Below are 23732 nucleotides of genomic sequence, written 5' to 3'. Positions count from 1 at the left end.
TTAACGTTGGCTCCAGTCGTGCTTCAGTGCAGATATGCTTGGGCGCGGGGCTTTGCCTATCCACTCGCAGCAGGTGAACCAGAATCGGTTAAATTTGTAGGGGATGTGGGTGTAATACCGATCGCCGTCATCTTCTTTGATTTTTTCACCGGCAATGACGGGGTGTTGGTGGCAGAACGGGCATGCCGCTGCACCGTCTGCCATTTCTGGCGCGATCGGGAATTGTGTAGCACCTAACATTTCCGGATCACCCGGCATGCGATGACGCCAGTGGGTGCCTTCTGGCAAGGTGATGAATTCATCGTCCAGTACGTATTCAAAGGTTGGCATCAAGACGTGATGCACACCGTGTTTACGCCAGCGTAACTGCGCCAGAAATTCAACTGTTTCCTCCGGCTTGGATTCCATCGGGACACGGAAGCGATACACGCCGGGAGTGCTTGGTAACCCTTCCCCCTTGGTGCCCACGGGATGCCAACAAACGTTCGCAGTAGGAATTGGATTGTGGTTGGCGTCATCCGCCATTGGTGAAAATGATTGAGAGTCAAACATGATATTCAGCACTCCTTTCGTGCAGATCGCTTTACCGAGTTGAATGAAAACACGCAGGCGCGCGCAGAATGACGAGGGTAGTTTCATCGGCGCACCTGCCCTACAGTGGCAATGCCGTGCAAGATAAACTCTGGAGGGGATCCGTTTTCAATGCGATAGATGGATAAGAAGACAAATAGCGCAACCCAGACAGTCATAAGCGGCGAAAGCATGAACGGCAACACTGTCCAGGTGGTCAATAGGAGCAGGCTCAACGATGCCCCTGCCACAATGAAAATCTGATAAAGCACCAGCTTGTAGTTGGCGACCATACGCAATAGCGCATGTGTCCGAAAGGTTGCATTATGGCGGAAGTTGCGAAACTCAATCCACATCAACCCGATCCAAAAGACATACGGGCTAAGACTGGCAGCGGCGTTAATCAGTAACATATCCCGCAGCGCCATCATCACTGAAGCTCGGTTGGTCTGTGAATATAATTGCCCTTCCGCAAGCAGGTGTACGGCACGAATAAACCCGTTATCCGCAATGTTCAGCAAGAGAACAATGATCGCGAAAACACCGAAGCCAATACGCAGAGCATTGTGTGACATTTCAGAGGTTTTCAAGCCCCAACCGATAGCGGATGTAGCCCCACAAATATAGCCGACACCCAATAGCGTTGACTGTGTCAACGAGGTTTCCTCAAACCCAGCCAGAGAGAACCAGCAAAGGCAGAAAACGCACATCACGCTAAGGCAGCACAAAAGACTACGTCGAGAGATGAGCGGGTAACGCAGTGCGCATGCCGCAATGTGTTGAAGCTCAGCAAACGGAAGAATAAACAAGCTCCGCATCAGCCTGCCCTCCGGCTTTCCAAAGCCAGTCGATTCCGGATCAGTGTGTAACGGTCATGGAAAAGGTGGCTTTCTGCAATTCCACTGGCCTGGCGACTACAGAACCAAGTCACATCATGAACTTGTGCATAAGAGACGTGTTCTTGCTTGTTCAGCAGTACAATGAGTTCACGAATGACGTCTTCTGGCGCACCACTGGCCGCGAACCGAAGCAAAGCTGCATGCGTAAACGGGGTTTCAATCGCGGAGATTTGGTAAAACAGTCCACCAGGATAACGCGCTAATGCGATCATTGAGACCATCACAGCGGAAGCTGCGCCTATCAGTGTCAACAATGGCATTACACCACCCATCGCTATAAAACTGGCCCCAGCGCTCACCATCGTCATTCCCGTGATCAGTGCAGTTGTTCCGGCCAAATTACGCTTCATGGTAACGCGGCGCATGCCCTCTAACGAGATATGACCCGCTCTCGCTTCCTGTTCAAGGAAATGCGAAAGGGACTCGTTGTACTCGGTGCCGGGTGTAATACTGCCTCTAAATTTGGACATAGTGCCCCCTGTGCTTGTATTACTGACAGGTTAACCCTGAGGCACTGACTGACGAAATTAAAAGGGCAGCAGAATGAGGGGGTTTTAAGACAAAAAAAGAGCCTTTTATTGAGGCTCTCTTTTGTGAAAATGGTGCAGCGCTTAGCGCTAATCCGGTAACGCGAGCAGGTGATAAAACGGCTTTTGCGCCAATTCCGTATTGGATAGGCCCCAACAGCAAGAAGCCAGCAGCGACTCCACTTTGTCCACCCTCCCTGTTAACACCACTTCGACTGGGTCGGTTTGTGTGCCGTCGTTATTGAAACCGGAGTCTAATGAGGCTTTTCTGATCCGTAGGTAGTCCGTATTTGCATTTAATCGTGCCGCGTCCATCTTCAGCCATTCCACTTCCGTTAACAGTGAGTACGGCCAGCCCATTTGAGACAGGGTACCCAAGATCGTTGTCAGCCGATACAAGTCGTTTTGAGTGGTCAGCTTGCCAGTCCCGCTGTCGTACAAGTATTGAAGCTTTTCCTTCAGCTTGGCATTGGTGGGGTGATTCTCACCTTGGCTGATAAGCCAGCGCAAGTCAGGGGCAACGTCCTTGTGAAAACGCTTTTGACGCATTGCCTGCTTCAACCATTCGAAGAGAAAAAGGTGCTCTTGTATATTTCCGTTAGCACGGCCATCTCTTTTGGCAATACCCAATGCGGTAAGCGCACACCAGGCAAGGTGCGCGCTCATTTGGTTTAAGGTCGTCTTTGTTTGGTTCATAACGTCAAGTATTGCCTATATTTCTCTTTTGTTTACAGCGCTATTTTACCCGAAATCTCACTGATATTCATGACACAGTTGCCCTGGGGCTGAGTTAAGACGTTAGTCAAATGCGAAGTCTTTAAAAGCACACTGACTACGTTAGCACCTTTTTCGCAATGTTAGTGGTCTGGGTGTTCTAACGAAGGTGTATCCTGAGTCAGACCCGTTTTTGCAATACTGTCAGTCAGCGAATTAATATTTTTTTCCATCTTAAGGCGAGCATCGTGATTGTCTTTTTCTTTTTTTGCCCGGAAAAGCATGGCATCCACGGCTCGGGTATGCACCGCGCTCATCGGCACGCCGGACATGACAACTGCATTGAGATAGTCAATGGCGGGACGCTCGTCCTCTGGCCCATAGCCCAATTTGTCGTAGGCATCCTTAGACACCGTATAAAGCAATTCAATTTCACTGACTGTTAACAGAGCCTTGAACTTAGGCAAAGCCCCATAGAAGAACAGACGAGTTAAGACCAGGATGCTACCACAACCCAGCGCGTAGTACCCCGCCAGATCCATTACACGGTGAAATTCTGAGTCACCGAAACCGACCAGATGGGTACATAAATAAGTAAAGCCATACAAGACCACAAAAAATAACATTGGCGTCAGCACAGCCGACAAGAGGATATTTTCAATAAACACAGTGACCTTCAGCATACGGCTATTACTCTGCCGTTGCAGGTACAGTTGAATGTCTGTCTTATCCATATTCATCATGCTCTCTTTGAGCGCTCAAACCGTTCGTGTTAGACGGTCTGAGCGTTACGATATTTAGGGGCGGCTATACGACCGTTTTGTTTTTTCAATGGCAGATTCGAATGTCTGGCTCAAGGCGTTCAGCTTGGAATCACGTTCATCCGCCTCGACCAATGCGTTAATTTTTCGCCGGTGGCGATAATTCATTGGGATCCCTTCCCTGATCAGAGTGTCGAGGTAATCAATACCCGACTTTTGTATTGACTCTGAACACCCCATTTCTTGGTATACGCTGAACGTTTTGGAACAAAGCGCCTCGATTTCACTTACTTCCAGCAGCGGGCACAGGCGTGGAAACACACACGAATAGTACAAATGCACAAAGGCCAGCAAGCAGACACAGCCCCCGGTAAAGAAGCACAACGGGATGAATAAGAGCTCATCCACAATTTTCGGCATGATGATCAGGTGAGCGATAGAAAACAGCAACGCCATGATAAGGAAGGAGATAAGCGGTGGTGTGAGGATGCAGTCCATCAGACGTGTGAACTTCAACAACCCACAGGAGCTTTGACGTTGTAGGTACAATTTGATGTCAATTTGTTCAGTTTTCATGTTGTCCTCTTCGGTTAACGGTCGTTTGCTTTTTTCTGTACATCTTCACATTTGGGCGAAACCCCGTGCGAGCCCTGCTCTTGCGCACTCAGGATCCACCAGCCATTTTCGACTTTATGCCTTGGGCTCAACCCGTCATCATCCGCCCAACGCATTGCTACCACGAAGTTATAATTGTTAAGCCAGCGGACAGCTGTTTGACAGTACAAGGCATTTTGCAGCATTGCTTTAATGCGATTGCTGATTTTTTTTGCCTCAGCGGGACTGCTCGTTGGGTTGACGTTGAAAATCAGCGCCGGATCTGCCTGCATCATGCTCCAGGTGATAATGTCTGCTTCAGAGACTCGTGCATGGCACTGCAAAAACTCGTTATTTCGGATGGCAATACGCGACACCGCACTTGGCCGAACAGCATTGCTTTCCAAAAGTGTCGGTAATTTATCTCGGTACTGCATCTGGTCAATTTGCTTCGACTGTAATGCCGAATCTGGTTTTTCCAGTGTATGCGACCCGTGACCCGCGATTAAATATCCGGCATGGTGATTGTGCAGCGCCTTGTAAATCCACATCGGGAACCGGTGTTCAGCCGTCATGCTGGTGGCAACAATCAATGCCTGATCGTAATCAGGGAAAAACACTTTTTTATGCGACCCGAATTGAATGGTTTTTGCGCCCATCAATAGTGGTGAGCCTACAGAACGATGATAAGGTGCGGCCAAGGTAGGTCCTCCGATACAACGTTGAAAGTTAGAAGGTACACATCGAGACGTAGCCCGACTTCTCCGATACGTCTTCCGGCTTTTTATCCAACTTGACTTGGCGATCTTCGTCGCGCATTAAATCGTACCGCAACACCTTGGTGCCCAGAGATTTTGACATGTCTCGGCAATGGATAAGGATGTGAACACGATTGGGTGGCAGGTGCGGGAACCGCTGCAAAAGGATTTTTGTGAACACGACAAACGACGTTTCATTGGTGTCAAATCCATATAGGTCTTCCAGGATGAAGTAAGTGTGATTTTTATTTCCCAACTTCCCCGGCTCAGGGCACAGCTTGACGCGAAAATGAATGGCCTCGCAGGACCATTCACGGTGCGGCAGCGCCATGAGTACGAAGTCTTTTAGTAAAGTGGACATAGAACCTCTCTGGTTGTGTTAGTTGCGCCCTTGGGCGATAAAAAAATTTTACGGGCAGTGATCCCGGTGACGAAATAAATCAGATCTGTTACAGGCAAGAGTTGCTTTTCACACAGAGGCGTACATACGCCGCTTCGACTTTCTGATGGATTGACGTAATGTCGTTGTGAATGTTGCTAAGTTCGATCCGCCTGGCATGGTAGGCGTTGGATAGTTCTATGCAGCGAAAACGTTGAGCCGCGATGTACTCGGCATGACTGGGGTTTTCCTGCATCGCAACGCCCCACTGCTTAGCAGCACGTAAGTACAAGTGTTTTGCCTCAAGCTCAAGTGCGATTTTGACTGCATCCACCTCGGGCAAATACTGTTTACCCAGGCGGTCAACGATATTCGATAAAACCTTCCTGCGTGCCATCAGACCAACTCCTACGGATAGTTGAAATATTGTACGGAATTGAGAGGATGGTACGATCGGTTGGGAAGTTGACGAAGAGAAAAGCAGGACAAAACGAGCGCCTTTTATTGCGTCTCGTTTTACGACGTCGCTAGCTTGGATATTAAAAACTTAAGGGGCAATTCAAAAGATTCTTTGTAGAATCTAAATTGTACTAGCACTGACTTGTGCTCGATGCTACGGCAAATCACAAATCAATTTTAAATATTGGCCTGTACTAAATATTCATATAAAGCGTTCTATGCCCCGGATTTATCTAGCACCACAACAGCTGGATTACTCTTTATATTTTTAATAATGATTCTGCCGTTGTTATACACTATAGTACGATGAGTTTTTGTTAGAGAGTCATCCCAATAACAAGGGTCGGAATCAAGATCTTTCCAATCATTTGGATTGTTTTCTTGTGGACGAAAAACCCCCATGCGAGTAGTGAAATCATTTTTAGGAAGACCATAAAAATCTTCAACCTCTGCCATTATACGAACCAGCAGAGAGAGCGCCTCTTTACGATCAGCAACAGGGGGGTGAGCTAGAAGTTTTTCGAAAAACAAATTAAGACGAACAGCTCTTGGGGGAAACGCCATAAAACAACCTCCAAAGTAATTAGTGATAATTGAATACCCATTGGATAAGAATCAAATCCCATATATTACACATTTATAACATGTTTTCATGTGGGGAAAATTATTTTGTGTCATTTAGCTATCTATTTCTCTATGTTATCCCACTCCTTTTCTCATTGATAATTTTGTAAACGGTTGAACGCGCAATCTGCATTTCTTTGGCAATGACAGTACCGCCTAACCCGCTTGCCTTCAGTTCTAAAACTCGTTCACGGTCAACCGACCGTTTGCGTCCAAATTTAACACCTTTGAGTAATGCTTCTTGCCGCCCCTCGTTTGTTCGTTCAAGGATTCGTTGTCTTTCCGCTTCAGCAACTGCTGATAAAATGGTGACCACCATCTTTCCCATTGAACCTTCCGTGCTTATGCCATCATCCAAAAATCGAACAGCGACACCCATTGAGTCAAATTCTTTTATTAGTTGGATCATGTCTGCGGTGTCTCGGCCGAGCCGGTCTAACTTTTTCACTAGGATAATATCACCCATCTCAACTTTAACTTTGAGTAACTGTAATCCTTCGCGATTAATATGGCTTCCCGATTCTTTATCGGTAAATAAACGGTGCTTTGCAACCCCAGCATCAATTAACGCTTTTTTCTGAATGTCAAGCGATTGTTGGCTGGTGGATACCCTAGCGTAACCAAAAAGACGCAAAATGTGTCTCCTAATTCATTATCGGACATATAGTGTCTATTAATTAAAATAATCGACTTAATAGACACTATTTTATTATTAATTTCAAGTGTCCGAAATATTATAACATATCGGACATTAATTAAATTGACAATATACCTTCCAGGTTATATCATTCATTATAACTCGGAGGTTATATATATTTATGTGGGAAATATTAACGAGAGATCTCTTTGATTCTTGGTTCGAAGAGCAAAATGAGGAAACTCAGATTGAAGTGTTGGCAGTGTTAATGATTTTACGTGAGGATGGCCCCAATCTTGGACGCCCTCAAGTTGACACCCTGAAGGGCTCACAGTTTCCCAACATGAAGGAACTGCGAATTCAGGTTGGTGGTCATCCGATTAGAGCGTGTTTCGCATTTGACCCAATTCGTCGTGGCATTGTGTTATGTGCCGGTGATAAGAAAGGAAAAGATGAAACCCGTTTCTACAAGAAATTAATCAAGATGGCCGATGCGGAATATGCAGCGCACTTATTAGAGCAGGAGAAATAACATGTCCACTTTAAATGAACTACTTGCAAAACAATCCCCCGAAACGCTGGCAAAAATTGAAGACCGAGCAGAAGAAATCCGGCGTGAAATCACACTAGCTAAAATTCGTGAGGAACTGAAACTTTCTCAAACTGAGCTAGCTCAATCACTGGGCGTTTCGCAACCTTCTATTGCTAAGCTTGAAAATGTTGATAACGATCCGAAGCTTTCAACTCTGAAGCGCTACATTAAAGCTTTAGGCGGTGAACTTTCTATCGATGTAACGTTACCGAATGGTAAGAGAATTGGATTGCATCTTTGAGCATAAAGCCTCTCAAGTTCATTTATAAATAAAAATATCTTTATTAAGCATGTCAAGGAGGAGTACATAAAAAAAATGGTGGCGCTGTTGCAAATTAAGGTGAAATTATGCATGTCAATTCAATAAGGTGAATTTTAGTGATGCAAAATATTGATGAACAAGAAATATTAGAGTTAATGATTGCGAATTATTCAAACTCTAAGTTTTCTCAAATAACTGAGCTGTTAAGGATGTCTAACAAAGGCAATGACTTATTGATGGAGTTTAGTAAATATGAAAACAGATTAAATTATTACCTATCTTTAACTTCTATTTATCACACCATAATTAACATATCTTCGATTTATGCTAGCCTAGCGCTACTTGACAATGATGGCGGAATTAAAAGCCCATCATCTAACCCAAAGGGTGTTTCAAGAATGAAGCTAGAGCCTTTCGTTGGTTTGTTGATTATCCAATTTCAAAAATTAGCAGAAACACATATAAAATATACAAAAGTAGTCAAAGACGAGAAAACAAGAATTTCTAAAGAAGAGAGTGAGTTGAAGATTTTTGAATTTATAAAACGCATAAAATCAATACGTGAATTTCAAAATTTGCGTGACGGCTCATTTGCACATCCATTCGAATTAAGAAATGAAATTAAAGTTTATAAGAACCAGGATATTGCTGAAACTTTTCAAAAAGCTATAACTGAATTCTGCGCCCCTGATATTCAACTAATAAAAGATAAGCTAGTGAATATGGTAAATAAAGAAACTTGTACAGGGGCTACTTATTTTAATAAATTAATGCTTTCTTTGCCAGAGAGCGAAGTTAATGAAAAGGAAGAATACAAAAAGATTATCAAAAGACAAGAGAATACATTTCGTGAATTTACTTCCTCCGTTAATAAGCCTGATTCTTTCAGTAACTTTAATTTATTGTTTCATGGTTTTTTATCATATTATTTTTGTGGATCTAATTTGGTTATAGAAAAAAATGAATTGAAATATAAAACAACAATGAAGGATTGTGTTTTTATTAAGTCATTATATGATTACTCCGAATATGTTAAAGTGAAATATTTAAGAAATATTGTGATCTATCTTTTGAATGAAGACAAATCATTTAACGAGCTACATCAAAAAGCCAGAACGTTAAAAGACAGTATTTGATATAAGTAACTGTTTTTCTATTCATAAACCGCCCCAAGAGGGGCGTGATGTCACTTTTCTCTATAAAAAATAAAATAACATTTTTGAATGCGCATGCTGTTGTTGATGTAACCGCAAAGACCTTCTCTGCCATTAGCGTCACGGCCGATCCACAATCCAGCCAGGCGCTTGTCTGGCTTTTCGGACAGTACATAGACCTTATTGTTGAATCGCTCTACGCTTGCTTTTGGCGTGCCTTCTGGAATGTTAAACTCACCCAGGTGCGCGTAGCTGTTCAGCCGCAGAACCGTAATACTGCCCTTTTCACCAGGCTCGGCTTGCTGCACTGATTCTTTGGTTGCCTGCCCAGCCTTCCCGGCGTAGACCGTGTTTGGGTCAAACTGTGGCGCAGCAAATGCGCTGCCGGTTAAAATGATTAGCGCCCCCACCAGCGCCAGGATTTTAGATTTCATCGGATACCCTCGTTGGATGCGCCCTATACCGCTTTAGGCGCAGATTATCAGCACAATCTCACACCCCCACGGCATGTGAATGGCCCGTATAAAGAGCTCCATAATTCAGGAGAAAAGGCGTTTTTTCAATACGAGCGGAGGGAAAGCGCTACGAATTGAGGACGAAAAAGGCGATCCCTGCACAGGCAATGCAGGTAGTCATCACCAATACCCCGAAATAGCGATAAAGCGATGAGAGGAATATGAAGATAATCAGCCCAATCAGAGTCGCGAGCCAAACACCCGGCGCTATCCCGAAGGCATACCAGGCATCAGCTGGAACCCAATACCTCGGCCAGTAGATAGAGATGAGCGCCTTGCCAAAAAGAATGCATCCAAACAACAGACTGATCAGCAGAGCATAGTGGAAAAATCGAAAGTAGAGCCCACCACTACGCATTCGGCTTTGGCTCGTAGTCACCTGGTTCAGTGGCAATAACTTCACCCAGTTCGGGGCTGTACCGGAGTAATTCGTTTTTATCCAGGTACTCAACGTGGCGTTTTGTTTTGCTGTTCGAGAAGCCGAGCTCATGCGCCAGCATATTGATAGAAGGACCGATGCCGGTGCGCTTCATCATGCTTTTCACCGCTTTGATAATGGCTTTACGATCTTCTGTCAGGTACACCTTATCAGTCAGTTCATCATAGCCCTGCCCTTTAGCAATACGCATCGTTCTGGCCGTGGTTTTCTCTCCATCTATAATGATACGGCCTTGCTCATGCAGCTGCTTCACACGCCGGGCAACCAGCCCCTTTGAATAACCCAGGGCCTTACCGATATCATCGTAAGTTGGTGGAGCGCCCTCTTCTTTGATGCATTTAACCAGGTAGTTAAATAGCGTCTCCAGATGGGCTGAAGGGACTTTAGCTTTCGTCACCAGTGGCTCAGTTTCGTTTGCAGGTAGTTGGTCTGACATGATCTTTGGTCACCTCAAGCAATATTAGGCTGGTTATGGTAATGGGCGGATCCGGGTCACACTGGCGTTAACCTGGCTTACCGGCGTTTTGCCTTGCAGGAGAGTTCTGGTTTCAGACAGTGAGATTAACGCATCCTCCAGCAATTGAATTTCTGCGTCGGAAGAGGCTTCACTAATGGCTGAATTAATCCTTTCGCCGACTGTATCGAGCTCCTGAATCACACTCGAAATGACACCAGTAAGATGAGACATATACCACCTATTCGTTATGTTTACTCTATTGTAAAACAGCGCTCAAATCCAGATGTTTAACGCGCTTTCTCATGCCTGCTCTGAGAGACAATTTCCAGACCCAGACTTGTGACCTCATAATGACAGCTGCCTTTATGCTTCAGGAGTTGCCGGGCCACCAATGCGTCAAGAATGATCCGGCTCCGGCTCAGTGTCTGAACGGTTAGTGGGCAACCCGGCCACCATTCTCCATCCTGCTGGTTAACGATATCGTGCAGCAACGCGTGCTGAAGTTTACCCAGTGGTGACGACATGGTTTTTCCTTTTCAATGCGGCTCGCCGGGCTTTAATGCGGGCGTGCGCTTCGGCTTGGGGATCGGTGCATAATTGAATCGCAAGTAAGAGCTGGTGGCGCTGCTTCCGTTCATCAGCGGTCATAAAATTGAGAGCAGTAAAACCGACGGGCATGGTGCCGTGGATACGGTAGCTCTCATCGAAGCGCGCTTGCGCTGCTGCGCTGAGCGCATTGAAACGAGCAGTGACTTCATCTCGGCCAATGTCATTGAACAGTGCGATAGCGCTCAGTTCGTCTTGGGGCGTGCTGGTCATAACGATTTGCCTGTTTGATTTGTTTACCCCTTCATTGTCACATCAGACCGTCCGGTGACGAAGGGGTTAGGCGAAGTTATTCAGTCCAGTGCGTGAGCTCGTCATCCACGATGTAATCAGCTTCATCCTGCTCAAACTCTTCGGCATCAGAGATGCTTTCTAAAGACGACTCAGCCCAATCACGGCATTGGGCCTTCCGCTCATCCTCACTACCGAACTCCCAGGATACCGAACGGGACAGCCAGGCGTTGTACAGTAATTCAAGGTTGTTTGCTTTAGTGCTCATAAATCTCTCTGATAATAATTAGATCGGTTATGAATGGTTACCTACACAAGTAAAGCATGAGGTGTACGCTCGGCGAAATTCCTGGCAGGAATGGAAATGGGAAGTTGGTGTATTGTAATGATTAGATTATTTATAGTTAGATCAATGTCTGGTATTAATATATTATTTTCGTTAATTAATTATATATCACTACCATATCACACATTGGAGGTGTTATGTCTGGAGTAAGACCCATCATTATGGGTAAGGCAATGGCTTTAAATGGCGACAAAACAACTACCGGTGCAACATGTATTGCAACCATAGAAACTGTAACGTGCTTTAATAAAAAAGCATTAAGAGTGGGTGACCCGACAACAAAATGCCCGAAATGTGGACAGACAGGCACCGTTGTTTCTGGGCAGCAAGGTTTTCTAAATCATGGGAAACTTCAAGCCGTACATGACTCAATTGTACAATGCGGCTGTCCGGCAGGTTCTAACAAGGTTATTGCTCATAGTGTAGCAGCACAAGCCCAGCCAAGTCGTTTTGCAACTCAAGCCCCAGCACCATCAACACCTTCACAGGGAACCAGCTTTGGCAGTCGGATCAACCCCGTAGCGCCAGCACCTTTAAATGGTGAATGCAGGGTTTCAGATAACTTGCTCTATGATGGCGTTTTTGTGTGGACGGAAACATTTGGTTCAGGCCATTCATTTATAACAATCCACAAAAATAATAAAGTCTCATTATATTCATACGGTCGCTACGGAACGCCAGGACCATTAACTTTAACGGGTGATGGAATACTTTTATATATGACCGGTGAGGATGCTCGAAAATACATCAGAGATGAGTTATATATAACGAATGCAAGGGTTTTTAAAATAACAGATGCGGACACAGACAAAACAGAAACTTATTTTAATAACCTTTGGAAATCAGGCAGCATACCTAACCTACCTGAAAAAGCAGGTGAGTTGACTCGTAGAAACGGAAGGTCTATAGATGTTTATGATGTCTCAGGTAATAATTGCACAACTCATACAGTGAAAGGGTTGAAGCAATCTGGCACACGTATATTTGAAGAGAGTTACACTCCAATACGAACGCAGTATCCGGTCGAGCGAGAAGAGGCGTTCACGGTGCCTGTTTCATTCCAGAGTTATTTGAATGGTAAGAAAAATAACTTTAATAAGCTTGATGTAATTGAAGTAACAAATGTCTTTCATGAACAGTACCCAAATATTGACAATCTTACGCCATCAGATAAAGGGACAATGATTCAAATTTTTGAATTTGCCACATCGTCAGCTCAAATTGGTGGAGAAGCAACAAGCTTTGATGGTGGAGAAATGGGTGGAGGGGTATTAGGTAGCACTTATGATAAATAGAACGTTTTTAAGATGGTTTTTGACCATCCTGTTGGTTTTATTATTTTATTTAGGCTTGGCCGTCTTTGATTTCGGGTTTAGTTCAAGCTTTACATACAACTACATGGTGATGGGAGATAATGAACCTATTACCGTTTGGCGTGCTTTCGTGGAGGATTTACGCGCCTACCACCAAAACACGTTGGCTTATGTATATCTGGGCACCCCAGTTTTGCTGGCGCTGTTATTTGTCATTCATAAAAAAATAAGATAGTAACTGTTATGACGAAGTCGGTGAGGGACTCCCCTCACCGGTACCGTTCACCCGCATTGAATCGTTCGATTAACACCGGCAAAGTATCAGTAAGACCATAATTAGCGACCGCTTTATCGCTGGCAGATTGACGCATAACCCCATTTTCAACGACGACAAAAGCCGTAATTCCGCTAAAGATAGTTTTTTCTCCCTCATAAACTTCGACGAACACACCAGGCTCAATGAGTTGTCGTTTAGGTCTGGAAGAAGGCCCGCCATTCGATGCCCGATCACCTTTCTTTGTCTTTGAGCTACCTGGCATGAACTGACCACCTTTATAGTGTTCACCGTTTACACCAACTTCGCCGCCTTTCTTTGCTTGGCCTTTCATGTCGATTAGTAGTCCTATTAATAGGTGGTATTAAAGAAAAGCCGGGTTAACACCCGGCCAGAAAAGTGAGGCCTTGATAGCTTACCCAGCACTGGGGTAAAGACGGTTTGTCTATACTGACTGGCTCACCGCAGTGGGCGACTGAAGAGCCAAGAAAGCCAGCGCCTAGCGCCAATACTAGCAATACCGAAAAAAGTGCTTTTTTATTCATTTCCGGGCTTGGTTAAATAAAACGATGACCGTTGTTATAGCGTGCGATCAGGTCGTCAATTCTACCTGTCAGTCCGCACATCCCAACGGCCACGTCACTGGCATTAATCTGCATAATGCCTTCTTCATCGACAGCGACCACTGCGCGCACTCGATCGAAGATCGATTCTTTTCCTGACTCCACCAGCTCATACCGACCTGGCTCAATCTGAAGTCGCCGTAAATCTCGGCTTTTGCGTTGAAGTGATTGGGTCATGAGTTGTTCCTGTTAGTTGTGGCTCCCATAGTGTGGCACAGCACATTCAGGGAACGAAATGATGTAAGTTTGCGATGCTGATTCAAACATTCAGGCGCATAATCCCCCTCGCAAAATAACAGTTTTCAAAATGATGTCGTGATTTTTAGGCAAAATGGTCACCAGTCAGCGACCGTATTTCACCATCAGTTCGTGATCACAAAAGTAGGCACCCCTGCCCCTATCGTCACGCGCTGCAAGTACGCTTCTATCGCGGGCTTATCCAAGACCCCGGTATGACGTAATTCAGCAGCCATGTCCGTTAATAACGTGACGTTGTCACGCATGAACTGGTTTATGATAGTGATCTGTTCGGCATGAAGGGTATTAAAGGCGGCGATGTTATGTCGCAGAGATTCGTCTTTACCGTCATCGATCAGTAGCACATTGCCAAAGCCGTTCTGAAGGTAACGGTCCGCTTGCTCACCCCATGAACGCATGTCCTCCTGCGACCCTTCGAATTGCTTGCCATAGACGGCCAATTCCGCAGCGGAGCCTCCGAGTGCCAACAACATTCGCCAATAAAGCTGATCGCGTGATGCTCGGCCATCAAGCGCAACGTTGCTTTCCATATAGCCCAGACGTAGTACAGTTCCGCGTGTTTCACGCGTAATGGCAACCCGCATGAATTCCGGATGAGTATTCTGAAGGGCATAGACCAGGGCATGGCCGCATTCATGGATTGCTGTCAGTTTCAGCGAGGCCTCTGATCGGCGAAGGGGGGCAGAAAAACGCCCATATTCGATATGTTGCGTTTGAATTTTTGAATTGCGTATGCATAACCGGTAAACAAAGGTGACAAGATAAAAACTTACCACTGCACTAATCGCCAATTCCGGGTCACGTAGTGCCCCGTCAATAACGCCATTAATCTCACCTTGGACCTGAGCGAAAAAACGGCAGACCAGCTGAAAAACGATCACCAGCAAAACGATATCGTAGACGAGCTTACCGAAGTAGCCGAGATAATCGAAAGTCGTAGTGCGCATAAAAGTGCTGATCACTAACCAGACCACAGCCAGAGGCATCGCCAGACCTAATAGGTTAACGATTATTTTTGTTGCTCCTGTCGCAGTATCGGGTGCAGGCCATCCCCAGAGGGACCAGAGGAGGAGCCCGGCCAATGCGATGAAGGAAAGGTGCTCACGAACAAAGGCGGTTGCACGAACCCATAGCGGGATCTGAGGCTTAAGCATGATTTTCCTCCCAGAGATGGATGGGGCCATTGGTTTGACGATGCTGTAGCGGTCGGGTCAATACCGCAGGGTTTGTCTCGTTGAAATACCGGCCAATTTCAATATCCGCTTTCACGGCACGAATGATGATACCGGCTAAGTGCAACGCCTCGGGCAGATCATAAACCGTCGGTTCGTCAATGGGGTCACCGCATTGCTCTTGTCCTGCCGTGATGCACAAAGGAATGACCAGGTCGCTTTCTTTCGAGTGAAAATCGCAGCTGAGCATGTGGCTATCATCATGACGGTAAGGCCAAACATGCGCGGTGAGCGCCTGACCTTTGGCCTGTTCACGGACATAGGCCACTATCTTTCCTGCAATGCCATGAAGCCCTGTATCGGTGAAGGTAAACCCAGAGGGAACGAGTTGACTCTTTTTGGGCGATTCCAGCGCGTCACGGGCATCGCTTTCGAGTTGGTATTGATCCAGCATCTCGGCAATGGCTTCGAAATTTAGCACATCGCTTAGTGCCTTGTTCAGATCGCCATTATGGGCTTGACTGGCTTTCAGGTGCTCTTCGGCCACCTTCACAAGCATATCAGCGGCCTGATCAAACAACCTCGCAGCCTGACGCATCAAGGACTCCGTTGCGGTTGACTCGGCTTTTGGCAATAAACCTGCCTGATAAAGGGTGTTTTTGAGATGATTGATTGCGTTTTCGTAGTTCATGGAGCTATGCCTATCGGTGGTATGAAGTTCCTCATGGTAGTGGCCGCACTGGGTATAGCGAATATTTAAGGTCCTCGTTTTGATGCCCTTTTCTGTACTCCGGTTTTCACGTCAATGTTATGGTTTTCAAAATTCATAATGAGGACTGCTTTGATGAAGAAAACAATGCTGGTTTTGCTGGTTGGCTTAGCTAATTCAACGATGGCACAAGCCAGTTTCACGATCCTTGAGGATGCCGACACGCAAGCCTATGAATCACCCAATTATGATGGCGGCCTCTATGGATCCAACGTACAGGATAATCTTCCGAAGCCGCCTGCCACTGAAGAAAAGCCAGAACCGGAACCGATCCACTCTGTTGATGTTGGTCAATTTAGCGTCGCGGGCATCCGCCTGGGAATGGATTTGAATGACGCGCTTGAAGCTGCGAATAAACACGCAGAGCAACGAAACATCAATGGTGTACGAACGCAAAGCCGTGATGGCAAAGTTACGGGAATGGCCTGGGCAAACAGTAATGAAGAGGTCATTGTGCAGCTGATTGATGACACTGAAGCAGCGCCAGATAAAAGCCTTGTAAAGGCTATTCGGTACACCTTCAATAACCCTGACAGTCTGGTCGCTGGCGCGATCGAAAAATACGGTGACCCCAGCACTAAATCTAATGGTAAGTTTATCTGGTGCGCCGCGAAAAGTGATGTGAAGAGTGAGTGCGATATGCGCGCCGCATGGATGCAGATTGATACCTACACGGTCAGCAGCATTGGCATTTTAGATGCAGTGGATCCAACTCTGATAAAACGCCTTAAGCAATTGCCCGTTGAAAAAGATGGCGATACAGCCGCAGAAGAGAAAGACGCTCAAGCATCGGTTTCACCTGGCCTATAAGAAAACAACCAGCCAAACGGCTGGTTGAATAACGTATTAAATACAAGAACCACCGGACGTATCGATGACCTGCCCTGTAATCCAACGACTTCGTTCTGAAGCCAAAAATGACACAACCTCGGCAATGTCGTTAGGTTTACCCACGCGTGAAAATACCGAGAATTCAGACGCCATCTTTTGAGCCTGTGCTTCGTGTAGCCAACCGCTGTTCATGTCAGTATCAACAACACCAGGGGCAACAGCATTCACCGTAATACCACGAGAGCCCAATTCGCGTGCCAGCGATAACGTGAGCGTATTTATCGCACCCTTAGATGCCGCATAAATAGCTCGTTGGGGATCGGCAACTCGGGTTAAAACCGTCGATACGTTGATGATGCGCCCTGCTACATTAATGTGTGGTATCGCTGCTTTTAGTAAGAAAAACGGCGCTTCAACGTTGATAGACATGACTGTATTATAAATAGCAGGCTCAGTTTCAGTAATTGAAGCAGAAGGCGCGACACCGGCACAGTTAACCAGAATATCAATCCCTTGATAACCTTTTTCCTGAATGCGCTGGAAGAATTTCTGCCAAAGCTGGGATGCTTCCTGCCCTGCATGACTTGCAAAGTCCGCAGTAAAGACATCGGCATCGGCACCCAGCTGGTGGACCTCGTGAATGACAGATTTTGCCGCCTCCTGGTCTTTACCGCAATGGATCCCTACGTAGGACACGCCCATTTTAGCTAACGTCAGCACTATCTCACGCCCTATCCCCCTTGAGCCTCCCGTCACTAAAGCTACTTGGGGTCGTCTCAGAATTCGGAAAATAAAGCACGCTAAGGCGTAGTCACCCCGTGACTCCCCCGCGCCGATGCAGCGAGCTTCGTTCCGTCTTGCAGTGACGCAATCAGCGGGCAGGAAACGTTCCCTTTCCGCGCATGGCAGGCGCACACCAGTTCAGACAGCACGGCCTCCATGCGTGCCAAGTCGGCCATCTTCTCGCGCACATCCTTGAGCTTGTGCTCGGCCAGGCCGCTGGCTTCCTCGCAATGGGTGCCATCCTCCAGCCGCAGTAGCTCGGCGATTTCGTCCAGGCTAAAGCCCAGCCGCTGGGCCGATTTCACGAACCGCACTCGTGTTACATCCGCCTCGCCATAGCGGCGAATGCTGCCATAGGGCTTGTCTGGCTCCGGCAGCAGGCCCTTGCGCTGGTAGAACCGGATGGTCTCCACATTGACCCCGGCCGCCTTGGCAAAAACGCCAATGGTCAGATTCTCAAAATTAATTTGCATATCGCTTGACTCCGTACATAACTACGGAAGTAAGCTTAAGCTATCCAAACCAAATTTGAAAGGACAAGCGTATGTCTGAACCACAAAAGTCTGAACCACAAAACGGGCGCGGCGCGCTCTTCGCCGGTGGGCTGGCCGCCATTCTTGCGTCGGCCTGCTGCCTGGGGCCGCTGGTTTTGATCGCCTTGGGGTTCAGCGGGGCATGGATCGGCAACCTGACGGTGCTGGAACCCTATCGCCCGATCTTCATCGGCGCAGCGCTGGTCGCGCTGTTTTTCGCCTGGCGGCGCATCTACCGCCCGGCGCAAGCCTGCAAACCGGGTGAGGTCTGCGCGATTCCCCAAGTGCGAGCTACTTACAAGCTCATTTTCTGGATCGTGGCCGCGCTGGTCCTGGTCTCGCTCGGATTTCCCTACGTCATGCCATTTTTCTATTAATCACAGGAGTTCATCATGAAAAAACTGTTTGCCGCCCTCGCCCTCGCTGCCGTTGTTGCCCCCGTGTGGGCCGCCACCCAGACCGTCACGCTGTCCGTGCCTGGCATGACCTGCGCCTCTTGCCCGATCACTGTCAAGCACGCGCTTTCCAAGGTTGAGGGCGTGAGCAAGACCGACGTAAGTTTCGACAAGCGCCAGGCCGTCGTCACCTTCGACGATGCCAAGACCAACGTCCAGAAGTTGACCAAGGCGACCGAGGACGCGGGCTATCCGTCCAGCCTCAAACGCTGATCCGTTAACCGAACTCGGGAGCGACACATGGGACTCATCACGCGCATCGCTGGCAAAACCGGCGCGCTCGGCAGCGTCGTTTCCGCGATGGGCTGCGCCGCCTGTTTTCCTGCCATCGCCAGCTTTGGCGCGGCCATCGGACTGGGCTTCTTGAGCCAGTACGAGGGGCTATTCATTGGCATCCTGCTGCCGATGTTCGCCGGCATCGCGTTACTCGCCAATGCTATCGCTTGGCTCAATCATCGACAGTGGCGACGCACGGCGCTCGGCACGATAGGCCCGATCTTGGTGCTGGCAGCGGTGTTTTTAATGCGGGCTTACGGCTGGCAGAGCGGTGGACTGCTCTATGTCGGCCTGGCCTTGATGGTTGGGGTGTCGGTCTGGGATTTCATCTCGCCAGCACATCGCCGCTGCGGGCCGGACAGCTGTGAATTGCCAGAACAACGTGGCTGACGGCAACAGCCGTAGCCACCACAGAAAAGGAAAAATACATGACCACCCTGAAAATCACCGGGATGACCTGCGACTCGTGCGCGGCTCACGTCAAGGAAGCCTTGGAGAAAGTACCCGGCGTGCAATCGGCGCTGGTGTCCTATCCGAAGGGCACAGCGCAACTCGCCATTGAGGCGGGCACGTCATCGGATGCGCTGACTACCGCCGTGGCCGGACTGGGCTACGAGGCAACGCTTGCCGATGCGCCACCGACGGACAACCGCGCCGGCCTGCTCGACAAGATGCGCGGCTGGATAGGGGCCGCTGATAAGCCCAGTGGCAACGAACGCCCGTTGCAGGTCGTCGTCATTGGTAGCGGTGGAGCCGCGATGGCGGCAGCACTGAAGGCCGTCGAGCAAGGCGCGCAGGTCACGCTGATTGAGCGCGGCACCATCGGCGGCACCTGCGTCAACGTCGGTTGTGTGCCGTCCAAGATCATGATCCGCGCCGCCCACATCGCCCATCTGCGCCGGGAAAGCCCATTCGACGGCGGCATGCCACCCACACCGCCGACGATCTTGCGCGAGCGGCTGCTGGCCCAGCAGCAGGCCCGTGTCGAAGAACTCCGTCATGCCAAGTACGAAGGCATCCTGGACGGCAATTCAGCCATCACCGTTCTGCACGGTGAAGCGCGTTTCAAGGACGACCAGAGCCTTATCGTTAGTTTGAACGAGGGTGGCGAGCGCGTCGTGATGTTCGACCGCTGCCTGGTCGCCACGGGTGCCAGCCCGGCGGTCCCGCCGATTCCGGGCTTGAAAGAGTCACCCTACTGGACTTCCACCGAGGCCCTGGCGAGCGACACCATTCCCGAACGCCTTGCCGTAATCGGCTCGTCGGTGGTGGCGCTGGAGCTGGCGCAAGCCTTTGCCCGGCTGGGCAGCAAGGTCACGGCCCTGGCGCGCAATACCTTGTTCTTCCGTGAAGACCCGGCCATCGGCGAGGCGGTGACAGCCGCTTTCCGTGCCGAAGGCATCGAGGTGCTGGAGCACACGCAAGCCAGCCAGGTCGCCCATATGGACGGTGAATTCGTGCTGACCACCACGCACGGTGAATTGCGCGCCGACAAGCTGCTGGTCGCCACCGGCCGGACACCGAACACGCGCAGCCTGGCATTGGAAGCGGCGGGGGTAGCCGTCAATGCGCAGGGGGCCATCGTCATCGACAAGGGCATGCGCACCAGTAGCCCGAACATCTACGCGGCCGGCGACTGCACCGACCAGCCGCAGTTCGTCTATGTGGCGGCAGCGGCCGGCACTCGTGCGGCGATCAACATGACTGGCGGCGATGCGGCCCTGGACCTGACCGCAATGCCGGCCGTGGTGTTCACCGACCCGCAGGTCGCCACCGTGGGCTACAGCGAGGCGGAAGCACATCACGACGGGATCGAGACCGACAGTCGCCTGCTAACACTGGATAACGTGCCGCGTGCGCTTGCCAACTTCGACACACGCGGCTTCATCAAGCTGGTCATCGAGGAAGGTAGCGGACGGCTCATCGGCGTGCAAGCGGTGGCCCCGGAAGCGGGTGAACTGATCCAGACGGCGGTGCTCGCCATTCGCAACCGTATGACCGTGCAGGAACTGGCCGACCAATTGTTCCCCTACCTGACCATGGTCGAAGGGCTGAAGCTCGCGGCGCAGACCTTCAGCAAGGACGTGAAGCAGCTTTCGTGCTGCGCCGGATGAGGAAAAGGAGGTGTTCAATGAGCGCCTACACAGTGTCCCGGCTGGCCCTTGATGCCGGGGTGAGCGTGCATATCGTGCGCGACTACCTGCTGCGCGGATTGCTACGGCCGGTCGCGTACACCACGGGCGGCTACGGCTTGTTCGATGACACCGCGTTGCAACGGCTGCGCTTTGTACGGGCTGCCTTCGAAGCGGGTATCGGCCTGGACGCACTGGCGCGGCTGTGCCGGGCGCTGGATGCTGCGGACGGTGACGGTGCGTCTGCGCAGCTTGCCGTGTTGCGGCAACTCGTCGAGCGTCGGCGCGAGGCCCTGGCCAGCCTCGAAATGCAACTGGCCGCCATGCCAACCGAACCGGCACAGCACGCGGAGAGTCTGCCATGAACAGCCCAGAGCACTTGCCGTCTGAGACGCACAAACCGATCACCGGCTACTTGTGGGGCGCGCTGGCCGTGCTCACCTGTCCCTGCCATTTGCCGATTCTCGCCATTGTGCTAGCCGGCACGACGGCCGGCGCGTTCATCGGGGAGCACTGGGGTATTGCAGCCCTCACGCTGACCGGCTTGTTTGTCCTGTCTGTGACGCGGCTGCTGCGGGCCTTCAAGGGAAGATCATGACCGCTTCCCAGCCAGCCGAGAGTGGGCAGCTTTGAGCTTCGCTACCAATCTGGAGGAGTACCACCATGAACGCAAACGCCCCGAACACTGCCAGTTGCACCACCTGCTGCGTATGCTGCAAAGAAATTCCGCTCGATGCCGCCTTCACCCCGGAAGGCGCGGAATACGTCGAACATTTCTGCGGGCTGGATTGCTATGAACGCTTCCAGGCACGCGCCAAGGCCGCGACAGAATCTGACATTGCGCCTGTCCCTGGCGGTTCGCAGCCGTCAGATTGAGGCATACCCTAACTTGATGTCAGATGCCATGTGTCATTTTCAGAAGACGACTGCACCAGTTGATTGGGCGTAATGGCTGTTGTGCAGCCAGCTCCTGACAGTTCAATATCAGAAGTGATCTGCACCAATCTCGACTATGCTCAATACTCGTGTGCACCAAAGCGAGGTGAGCATGGCGACGGAGGCTCTGTTGCAAAGATTGGCGGCAGTCAGAGGTAGGCTGTCGCTCTGCGCCGATCAGGCGGCTGCTGCGAAATGGTGGTTGAGCATGCCCATGGCCTCCGTCAGCGCCGAGGGCCCAATGCCAAAAGCTCTCTCCACAAGGCGCACCTCGCCCCTGATGCCGGGCTGCAGGCACCAGGGGCGAGCCTGTCCTTTGCGCAGGGCTCGCATGACTTCGAATCCCTTGATCGTGGCATAGGCCGTGGGGATCGATTTGAAACCGCGCACCGGCTTGATCAGTATCTTGAGCTTTCCGTGATCGGCCTCGATCACGTTATTGAGATACTTCACCTGCCGGTGGGCCGTCTCCCGGTCCAGCTTTCCTTCGCGCTTCAATTCGGTGATCGCTGCACCATAGCTCGGCGCTTTGTCCTGATGAATCCCCTAATGATTTTTATCAAAATCATTAAGTTAAGGTAGATACACATCTTGTCATATGATCAAATGGTTTCGCCAAAAATCAATAATCAGACAACAAAATGTGCGAACTCGATATTTTACACGACTCTCTTTACCAATTCTGCCCCGAATTACACTTAAAACGACTCAACAGCTTAACGTTGGCTTGCCACGCCTTACTTGACTGTAAAACTCTCACTCTTACCGAACTTGGCCGTAACCTGCCAACCAAAGCGAGAACAAAACATAACATCAAACGAATCGACCGATTGTTAGGTAATCGTCACCTCCACAAAGAGCGACTCGCTGTATACCGTTGGCATGCTAGCTTTATCTGTTCGGGCAATACGATGCCCATTGTACTTGTTGACTGGTCTGATATCCGTGAGCAAAAACGGCTTATGGTATTGCGAGCTTCAGTCGCACTACACGGTCGTTCTGTTACTCTTTATGAGAAAGCGTTCCCGCTTTCAGAGCAATGTTCAAAGAAAGCTCATGACCAATTTCTAGCCGACCTTGCGAGCATTCTACCGAGTAACACCACACCGCTCATTGTCAGTGATGCTGGCTTTAAAGTGCCATGGTATAAATCCGTTGAGAAGCTGGGTTGGTACTGGTTAAGTCGAGTAAGAGGAAAAGTACAATATGCAGACCTAGGAGCGGAAAACTGGAAACCTATCAGCAACTTACATGATATGTCATCTAGTCACTCAAAGACTTTAGGCTATAAGAGGCTGACTAAAAGCAATCCAATCTCATGCCAAATTCTATTGTATAAATCTCGCTCTAAAGGCCGAAAAAATCAGCGCTCGACACGGACTCATTGTCACCACCCGTCACCTAAAATCTACTCAGCGTCGGCAAAGGAGCCATGGATTCTAGCAACTAACTTACCTGTTGAAATTCGAACACCCAAACAACTTGTTAATATCTATTCGAAGCGAATGCAGATTGAAGAAACCTTCCGAGACTTGAAAAGTCCTGCCTACGGACTAGGCCTACGCCATAGCCGAACGAGCAGCTCAGAGCGTTTTGATATCATGCTGCTAATCGCCCTGATGCTTCAACTAACATGTTGGCTTGCGGGCGTTCATGCTCAGAAACAAGGTTGGGACAAGCACTTCCAGGCTAACACAGTCAGAAATCGAAACGTACTCTCAACAGTTCGCTTAGGCATGGAAGTTTTGCGGCATTCTGGCTACACAATAACAAGGGAAGACTCACTCGTGGCTGCAACCCTGCTTACTCAAAATCTATTCACACATGGTTACGTTTTGGGGAAATTATGAGGG

37 protein-coding genes and 2 pseudogenes are annotated in these 23732 nt (G+C 49.2%); 15 read left to right on the top strand and 24 right to left on the bottom strand.

Annotated features, from left to right (window positions below; genetic code table 11):
• The 11 genes from P3L44_RS21020 to P3L44_RS20970 form a co-directional block, all read right to left on the bottom strand.
• Complete coding sequence (locus P3L44_RS21020; protein WP_113767330.1) at positions 1-639, bottom strand: hypothetical protein; 639 nt, start codon at positions 637-639, stop codon at positions 1-3.
• Positions 636-1226: a hypothetical protein gene (locus tag P3L44_RS21015; protein ID WP_042847373.1), complete on the bottom strand. Its 591-nt coding sequence runs from the start codon at positions 1224-1226 to the stop codon at positions 636-638. The genes P3L44_RS21020 and P3L44_RS21015 overlap by 4 nt, the downstream gene beginning before the upstream one ends.
• Before the next feature lie 161 nt (positions 1227-1387).
• Complete coding sequence (locus P3L44_RS21010; RefSeq protein WP_162762212.1) at positions 1388-1939, bottom strand: hypothetical protein; 552 nt, start codon at positions 1937-1939, stop codon at positions 1388-1390.
• A 147-nt stretch (positions 1940-2086) separates the two neighbouring features.
• A complete protein-coding gene (locus tag P3L44_RS21005; RefSeq protein ID WP_042847377.1) occupies positions 2087-2692 on the bottom strand; it encodes a DUF2913 family protein in 606 nt (201 codons plus the stop codon).
• Between the two features lie 161 nt (positions 2693-2853).
• Entirely contained in the window at positions 2854-3444 is a 591-nt protein-coding gene (locus tag P3L44_RS21000; RefSeq protein ID WP_166268309.1) for a hypothetical protein, read from the bottom strand.
• A gap of 63 nt (positions 3445-3507) precedes the next feature.
• On the bottom strand, positions 3508-4047 hold the full coding sequence (locus P3L44_RS20995; protein ID WP_042847383.1) for a hypothetical protein: 540 nt from the start codon (positions 4045-4047) through the stop codon (positions 3508-3510).
• A 14-nt stretch (positions 4048-4061) separates the two neighbouring features.
• Entirely contained in the window at positions 4062-4766 is a 705-nt protein-coding gene (locus P3L44_RS20990; protein ID WP_042847384.1) for a hypothetical protein, read from the bottom strand.
• Between the two features lie 28 nt (positions 4767-4794).
• The gene (locus tag P3L44_RS20985; RefSeq protein ID WP_042847385.1) at positions 4795-5184 is read right to left on the bottom strand and encodes a hypothetical protein; all 390 of its coding nucleotides are present in this window, start codon (positions 5182-5184) and stop codon (positions 4795-4797) included.
• 88 nt (positions 5185-5272) lie between these two features.
• Positions 5273-5599 (bottom strand): PerC family transcriptional regulator, encoded by a 327-nt coding sequence (locus P3L44_RS20980; protein WP_042847386.1) that lies wholly within the window; start codon positions 5597-5599, stop codon positions 5273-5275.
• Between the two features lie 278 nt (positions 5600-5877).
• On the bottom strand, positions 5878-6225 hold the full coding sequence (locus tag P3L44_RS20975; protein ID WP_042847387.1) for a hypothetical protein: 348 nt from the start codon (positions 6223-6225) through the stop codon (positions 5878-5880).
• Between the two features lie 130 nt (positions 6226-6355).
• Positions 6356-6919: a recombinase family protein gene (locus tag P3L44_RS20970; protein WP_042847388.1), complete on the bottom strand. Its 564-nt coding sequence runs from the start codon at positions 6917-6919 to the stop codon at positions 6356-6358.
• Positions 6920-7103: 184 nt separating this feature from the next.
• Between P3L44_RS20970 and P3L44_RS20965 the strand changes: the two genes are divergently transcribed.
• The 3 genes from P3L44_RS20965 to P3L44_RS20955 all read left to right on the top strand — a co-directional run bounded on the left by P3L44_RS20965 (position 7104) and on the right by P3L44_RS20955 (position 8912).
• Positions 7104-7454 carry a type II toxin-antitoxin system RelE/ParE family toxin gene (locus tag P3L44_RS20965; protein ID WP_042847389.1) on the top strand — a complete coding sequence of 117 codons (351 nt, stop codon included), beginning with the start codon at positions 7104-7106 and terminating at the stop codon, positions 7452-7454.
• Position 7455: 1 nt separating this feature from the next.
• The gene (locus P3L44_RS20960) at positions 7456-7755 is read left to right on the top strand and encodes a helix-turn-helix domain-containing protein (protein WP_042847390.1); all 300 of its coding nucleotides are present in this window, start codon (positions 7456-7458) and stop codon (positions 7753-7755) included.
• 140 nt (positions 7756-7895) lie between these two features.
• Positions 7896-8912: a hypothetical protein gene (locus P3L44_RS20955; RefSeq protein WP_042847391.1), complete on the top strand. Its 1017-nt coding sequence runs from the start codon at positions 7896-7898 to the stop codon at positions 8910-8912.
• Between the two features lie 50 nt (positions 8913-8962).
• Here the strand turns inward: P3L44_RS20955 and P3L44_RS20950 are convergent, their stop codons facing one another.
• From P3L44_RS20950 to P3L44_RS20925, 6 genes are all read right to left on the bottom strand, one after another.
• Positions 8963-9364, bottom strand: coding sequence for a hypothetical protein (locus P3L44_RS20950; protein ID WP_042847392.1), 402 nt, complete (start codon positions 9362-9364; stop codon positions 8963-8965).
• A 431-nt stretch (positions 9365-9795) separates the two neighbouring features.
• On the bottom strand, positions 9796-10320 hold the full coding sequence (locus tag P3L44_RS20945) for a hypothetical protein (protein WP_052219403.1): 525 nt from the start codon (positions 10318-10320) through the stop codon (positions 9796-9798).
• 33 nt (positions 10321-10353) lie between these two features.
• Positions 10354-10572, bottom strand: coding sequence for a hypothetical protein (locus tag P3L44_RS20940; protein WP_042847394.1), 219 nt, complete (start codon positions 10570-10572; stop codon positions 10354-10356).
• 56 nt (positions 10573-10628) lie between these two features.
• The gene (locus P3L44_RS20935) at positions 10629-10865 is read right to left on the bottom strand and encodes a hypothetical protein (protein WP_042847395.1); all 237 of its coding nucleotides are present in this window, start codon (positions 10863-10865) and stop codon (positions 10629-10631) included.
• Positions 10846-11160, bottom strand: coding sequence for a hypothetical protein (locus tag P3L44_RS20930; protein WP_042847396.1), 315 nt, complete (start codon positions 11158-11160; stop codon positions 10846-10848). Before P3L44_RS20930 ends, P3L44_RS20935 begins: the two co-directional genes overlap by 20 nt.
• A 76-nt stretch (positions 11161-11236) precedes the next feature.
• The gene (locus P3L44_RS20925) at positions 11237-11446 is read right to left on the bottom strand and encodes a hypothetical protein (protein ID WP_042847397.1); all 210 of its coding nucleotides are present in this window, start codon (positions 11444-11446) and stop codon (positions 11237-11239) included.
• Positions 11447-11661: 215 nt separating this feature from the next.
• Here P3L44_RS20925 and P3L44_RS20920 point away from each other — a divergent pair, with 215 nt between their 5' ends.
• Together P3L44_RS20920 and P3L44_RS20915 are read left to right on the top strand one after the other, a co-directional pair.
• The gene (locus P3L44_RS20920) at positions 11662-12819 is read left to right on the top strand and encodes a PAAR domain-containing protein (protein ID WP_094962948.1); all 1158 of its coding nucleotides are present in this window, start codon (positions 11662-11664) and stop codon (positions 12817-12819) included.
• A complete protein-coding gene (locus P3L44_RS20915) occupies positions 12809-13072 on the top strand; it encodes a hypothetical protein (RefSeq protein ID WP_042847398.1) in 264 nt (87 codons plus the stop codon). Before P3L44_RS20920 ends, P3L44_RS20915 begins: the two co-directional genes overlap by 11 nt.
• A gap of 34 nt (positions 13073-13106) precedes the next feature.
• Here the strand turns inward: P3L44_RS20915 and P3L44_RS20910 are convergent, their stop codons facing one another.
• The 4 genes from P3L44_RS20910 to P3L44_RS20895 form a co-directional block, all read right to left on the bottom strand.
• Complete coding sequence (locus P3L44_RS20910; RefSeq protein WP_226617277.1) at positions 13107-13376, bottom strand: hypothetical protein; 270 nt, start codon at positions 13374-13376, stop codon at positions 13107-13109.
• 292 nt (positions 13377-13668) lie between these two features.
• On the bottom strand, positions 13669-13911 hold the full coding sequence (locus tag P3L44_RS20905) for a hypothetical protein (protein ID WP_042847400.1): 243 nt from the start codon (positions 13909-13911) through the stop codon (positions 13669-13671).
• 185 nt (positions 13912-14096) lie between these two features.
• Positions 14097-15146 carry a hypothetical protein gene (locus P3L44_RS20900; RefSeq protein ID WP_042847402.1) on the bottom strand — a complete coding sequence of 350 codons (1050 nt, stop codon included), beginning with the start codon at positions 15144-15146 and terminating at the stop codon, positions 14097-14099.
• Complete coding sequence (locus P3L44_RS20895; RefSeq protein WP_094962950.1) at positions 15139-15855, bottom strand: hypothetical protein; 717 nt, start codon at positions 15853-15855, stop codon at positions 15139-15141. Before P3L44_RS20895 ends, P3L44_RS20900 begins: the two co-directional genes overlap by 8 nt.
• 153 nt (positions 15856-16008) lie before the next feature.
• On the opposite strand from P3L44_RS20895, the gene P3L44_RS20890 reads away from it, so the two are divergent.
• Entirely contained in the window at positions 16009-16743 is a 735-nt protein-coding gene (locus tag P3L44_RS20890) for a hypothetical protein (protein ID WP_042849100.1), read from the top strand.
• Positions 16744-16779: 36 nt separating this feature from the next.
• Here the strand turns inward: P3L44_RS20890 and P3L44_RS20885 are convergent, their stop codons facing one another.
• Positions 16780-17520 carry an SDR family NAD(P)-dependent oxidoreductase gene (locus tag P3L44_RS20885; RefSeq protein ID WP_241017482.1) on the bottom strand — a complete coding sequence of 247 codons (741 nt, stop codon included), beginning with the start codon at positions 17518-17520 and terminating at the stop codon, positions 16780-16782.
• 44 nt (positions 17521-17564) lie between these two features.
• Positions 17565-18020 (bottom strand): Hg(II)-responsive transcriptional regulator, encoded by a 456-nt coding sequence (gene merR, locus P3L44_RS20880; protein WP_001166628.1) that lies wholly within the window; start codon positions 18018-18020, stop codon positions 17565-17567.
• Positions 18021-18091: 71 nt separating this feature from the next.
• Here merR and merT point away from each other — a divergent pair, with 71 nt between their 5' ends.
• The 8 genes and pseudogenes from merT to P3L44_RS22175 all read left to right on the top strand — a co-directional run.
• Positions 18092-18457 carry a mercuric ion transporter MerT gene (gene merT, locus P3L44_RS20875; RefSeq protein ID WP_001294656.1) on the top strand — a complete coding sequence of 122 codons (366 nt, stop codon included), beginning with the start codon at positions 18092-18094 and terminating at the stop codon, positions 18455-18457.
• 15 nt (positions 18458-18472) lie between these two features.
• Entirely contained in the window at positions 18473-18748 is a 276-nt protein-coding gene (merP, locus tag P3L44_RS20870) for a mercury resistance system periplasmic binding protein MerP (RefSeq protein WP_000732275.1), read from the top strand.
• Positions 18749-18775: 27 nt separating this feature from the next.
• Positions 18776-19201, top strand: coding sequence for an organomercurial transporter MerC (gene merC / locus P3L44_RS20865; protein WP_000522996.1), 426 nt, complete (start codon positions 18776-18778; stop codon positions 19199-19201).
• A gap of 38 nt (positions 19202-19239) precedes the next feature.
• Positions 19240-20925: a mercury(II) reductase gene (gene merA, locus P3L44_RS20860; protein ID WP_000209296.1), complete on the top strand. Its 1686-nt coding sequence runs from the start codon at positions 19240-19242 to the stop codon at positions 20923-20925.
• A 17-nt stretch (positions 20926-20942) separates the two neighbouring features.
• Complete coding sequence (gene merD / locus P3L44_RS20855) at positions 20943-21308, top strand: mercury resistance co-regulator MerD (protein ID WP_001277466.1); 366 nt, start codon at positions 20943-20945, stop codon at positions 21306-21308.
• Positions 21305-21541, top strand: coding sequence for a broad-spectrum mercury transporter MerE (gene merE, locus P3L44_RS20850; protein ID WP_001087807.1), 237 nt, complete (start codon positions 21305-21307; stop codon positions 21539-21541). Before merD ends, merE begins: the two co-directional genes overlap by 4 nt.
• Before the next feature lie 65 nt (positions 21542-21606).
• Entirely contained in the window at positions 21607-21819 is a 213-nt protein-coding gene (locus tag P3L44_RS20845; RefSeq protein WP_000993245.1) for a DUF3330 domain-containing protein, read from the top strand.
• Between the two features lie 32 nt (positions 21820-21851).
• Positions 21852-21917: pseudogene (locus P3L44_RS22175) on the top strand (EAL domain-containing protein); the annotation flags it as partial.
• 139 nt (positions 21918-22056) lie between these two features.
• Here P3L44_RS22175 and P3L44_RS20835 read toward each other — a convergent pair.
• Positions 22057-22422 (bottom strand): annotated as a pseudogene (locus tag P3L44_RS20835) (DDE-type integrase/transposase/recombinase); the annotation flags it as partial.
• Between the two features lie 98 nt (positions 22423-22520).
• Here P3L44_RS20835 and P3L44_RS20830 point away from each other — a divergent pair.
• Positions 22521-23729 (top strand): IS4-like element ISVsa5 family transposase, encoded by a 1209-nt coding sequence (locus P3L44_RS20830; protein WP_001352368.1) that lies wholly within the window; start codon positions 22521-22523, stop codon positions 23727-23729.
• Positions 23730-23732 lie beyond the last annotated feature (3 nt).

Origin of the sequence: Providencia sp. PROV175 (assembly GCF_032707045.1) — a bacterium.
Taxonomy (GTDB): domain Bacteria; phylum Pseudomonadota; class Gammaproteobacteria; order Enterobacterales; family Enterobacteriaceae; genus Providencia; species Providencia hangzhouensis.
The sequence above is the reverse complement of the archived record's forward strand: the minus strand, read 5'-3'. Positions and strand labels throughout refer to the sequence as shown.

Coding starts and splice junctions, on each gene's coding strand:
- P3L44_RS20955 (WP_042847391.1), top strand. CDS start 7,896: ATGCAAAATATTGATGAACAAGAAATATTAGAGTTAATGATTGCGAAT.
- merE (WP_001087807.1), top strand. CDS start 21,305: ATGAACAGCCCAGAGCACTTGCCGTCTGAGACGCACAAACCGATCACC.
- merC (WP_000522996.1), top strand. CDS start 18,776: ATGGGACTCATCACGCGCATCGCTGGCAAAACCGGCGCGCTCGGCAGC.
- P3L44_RS20980 (WP_042847386.1), bottom strand. CDS start 5,599: ATGGCACGCAGGAAGGTTTTATCGAATATCGTTGACCGCCTGGGTAAA.
- merT (WP_001294656.1), top strand. CDS start 18,092: ATGTCTGAACCACAAAAGTCTGAACCACAAAACGGGCGCGGCGCGCTC.
- P3L44_RS20910 (WP_226617277.1), bottom strand. CDS start 13,376: ATGCCAGGTAGCTCAAAGACAAAGAAAGGTGATCGGGCATCGAATGGC.
- P3L44_RS20895 (WP_094962950.1), bottom strand. CDS start 15,855: ATGAACTACGAAAACGCAATCAATCATCTCAAAAACACCCTTTATCAG.
- P3L44_RS20960 (WP_042847390.1), top strand. CDS start 7,456: ATGTCCACTTTAAATGAACTACTTGCAAAACAATCCCCCGAAACGCTG.
- P3L44_RS20830 (WP_001352368.1), top strand. CDS start 22,521: ATGTGCGAACTCGATATTTTACACGACTCTCTTTACCAATTCTGCCCC.
- merP (WP_000732275.1), top strand. CDS start 18,473: ATGAAAAAACTGTTTGCCGCCCTCGCCCTCGCTGCCGTTGTTGCCCCC.
- merD (WP_001277466.1), top strand. CDS start 20,943: ATGAGCGCCTACACAGTGTCCCGGCTGGCCCTTGATGCCGGGGTGAGC.
- P3L44_RS20985 (WP_042847385.1), bottom strand. CDS start 5,184: ATGTCCACTTTACTAAAAGACTTCGTACTCATGGCGCTGCCGCACCGT.
- P3L44_RS21000 (WP_166268309.1), bottom strand. CDS start 3,444: ATGGATAAGACAGACATTCAACTGTACCTGCAACGGCAGAGTAATAGC.
- P3L44_RS20890 (WP_042849100.1), top strand. CDS start 16,009: ATGAAGAAAACAATGCTGGTTTTGCTGGTTGGCTTAGCTAATTCAACG.
- P3L44_RS21020 (WP_113767330.1), bottom strand. CDS start 639: ATGAAACTACCCTCGTCATTCTGCGCGCGCCTGCGTGTTTTCATTCAA.
- P3L44_RS20915 (WP_042847398.1), top strand. CDS start 12,809: ATGATAAATAGAACGTTTTTAAGATGGTTTTTGACCATCCTGTTGGTT.
- merR (WP_001166628.1), bottom strand. CDS start 18,020: ATGCAAATTAATTTTGAGAATCTGACCATTGGCGTTTTTGCCAAGGCG.
- P3L44_RS20845 (WP_000993245.1), top strand. CDS start 21,607: ATGAACGCAAACGCCCCGAACACTGCCAGTTGCACCACCTGCTGCGTA.
- P3L44_RS20950 (WP_042847392.1), bottom strand. CDS start 9,364: ATGAAATCTAAAATCCTGGCGCTGGTGGGGGCGCTAATCATTTTAACC.
- P3L44_RS20995 (WP_042847383.1), bottom strand. CDS start 4,047: ATGAAAACTGAACAAATTGACATCAAATTGTACCTACAACGTCAAAGC.
- P3L44_RS20975 (WP_042847387.1), bottom strand. CDS start 6,225: ATGGCGTTTCCCCCAAGAGCTGTTCGTCTTAATTTGTTTTTCGAAAAA.
- P3L44_RS21010 (WP_162762212.1), bottom strand. CDS start 1,939: ATGTCCAAATTTAGAGGCAGTATTACACCCGGCACCGAGTACAACGAG.
- P3L44_RS20945 (WP_052219403.1), bottom strand. CDS start 10,320: ATGTCAGACCAACTACCTGCAAACGAAACTGAGCCACTGGTGACGAAA.
- P3L44_RS20925 (WP_042847397.1), bottom strand. CDS start 11,446: ATGAGCACTAAAGCAAACAACCTTGAATTACTGTACAACGCCTGGCTG.
- P3L44_RS20920 (WP_094962948.1), top strand. CDS start 11,662: ATGTCTGGAGTAAGACCCATCATTATGGGTAAGGCAATGGCTTTAAAT.
- P3L44_RS20930 (WP_042847396.1), bottom strand. CDS start 11,160: ATGACCAGCACGCCCCAAGACGAACTGAGCGCTATCGCACTGTTCAAT.
- P3L44_RS20935 (WP_042847395.1), bottom strand. CDS start 10,865: ATGTCGTCACCACTGGGTAAACTTCAGCACGCGTTGCTGCACGATATC.
- P3L44_RS20905 (WP_042847400.1), bottom strand. CDS start 13,911: ATGACCCAATCACTTCAACGCAAAAGCCGAGATTTACGGCGACTTCAG.
- P3L44_RS20965 (WP_042847389.1), top strand. CDS start 7,104: ATGTGGGAAATATTAACGAGAGATCTCTTTGATTCTTGGTTCGAAGAG.
- P3L44_RS20900 (WP_042847402.1), bottom strand. CDS start 15,146: ATGCTTAAGCCTCAGATCCCGCTATGGGTTCGTGCAACCGCCTTTGTT.
- merA (WP_000209296.1), top strand. CDS start 19,240: ATGACCACCCTGAAAATCACCGGGATGACCTGCGACTCGTGCGCGGCT.
- P3L44_RS21005 (WP_042847377.1), bottom strand. CDS start 2,692: ATGAACCAAACAAAGACGACCTTAAACCAAATGAGCGCGCACCTTGCC.
- P3L44_RS20940 (WP_042847394.1), bottom strand. CDS start 10,572: ATGTCTCATCTTACTGGTGTCATTTCGAGTGTGATTCAGGAGCTCGAT.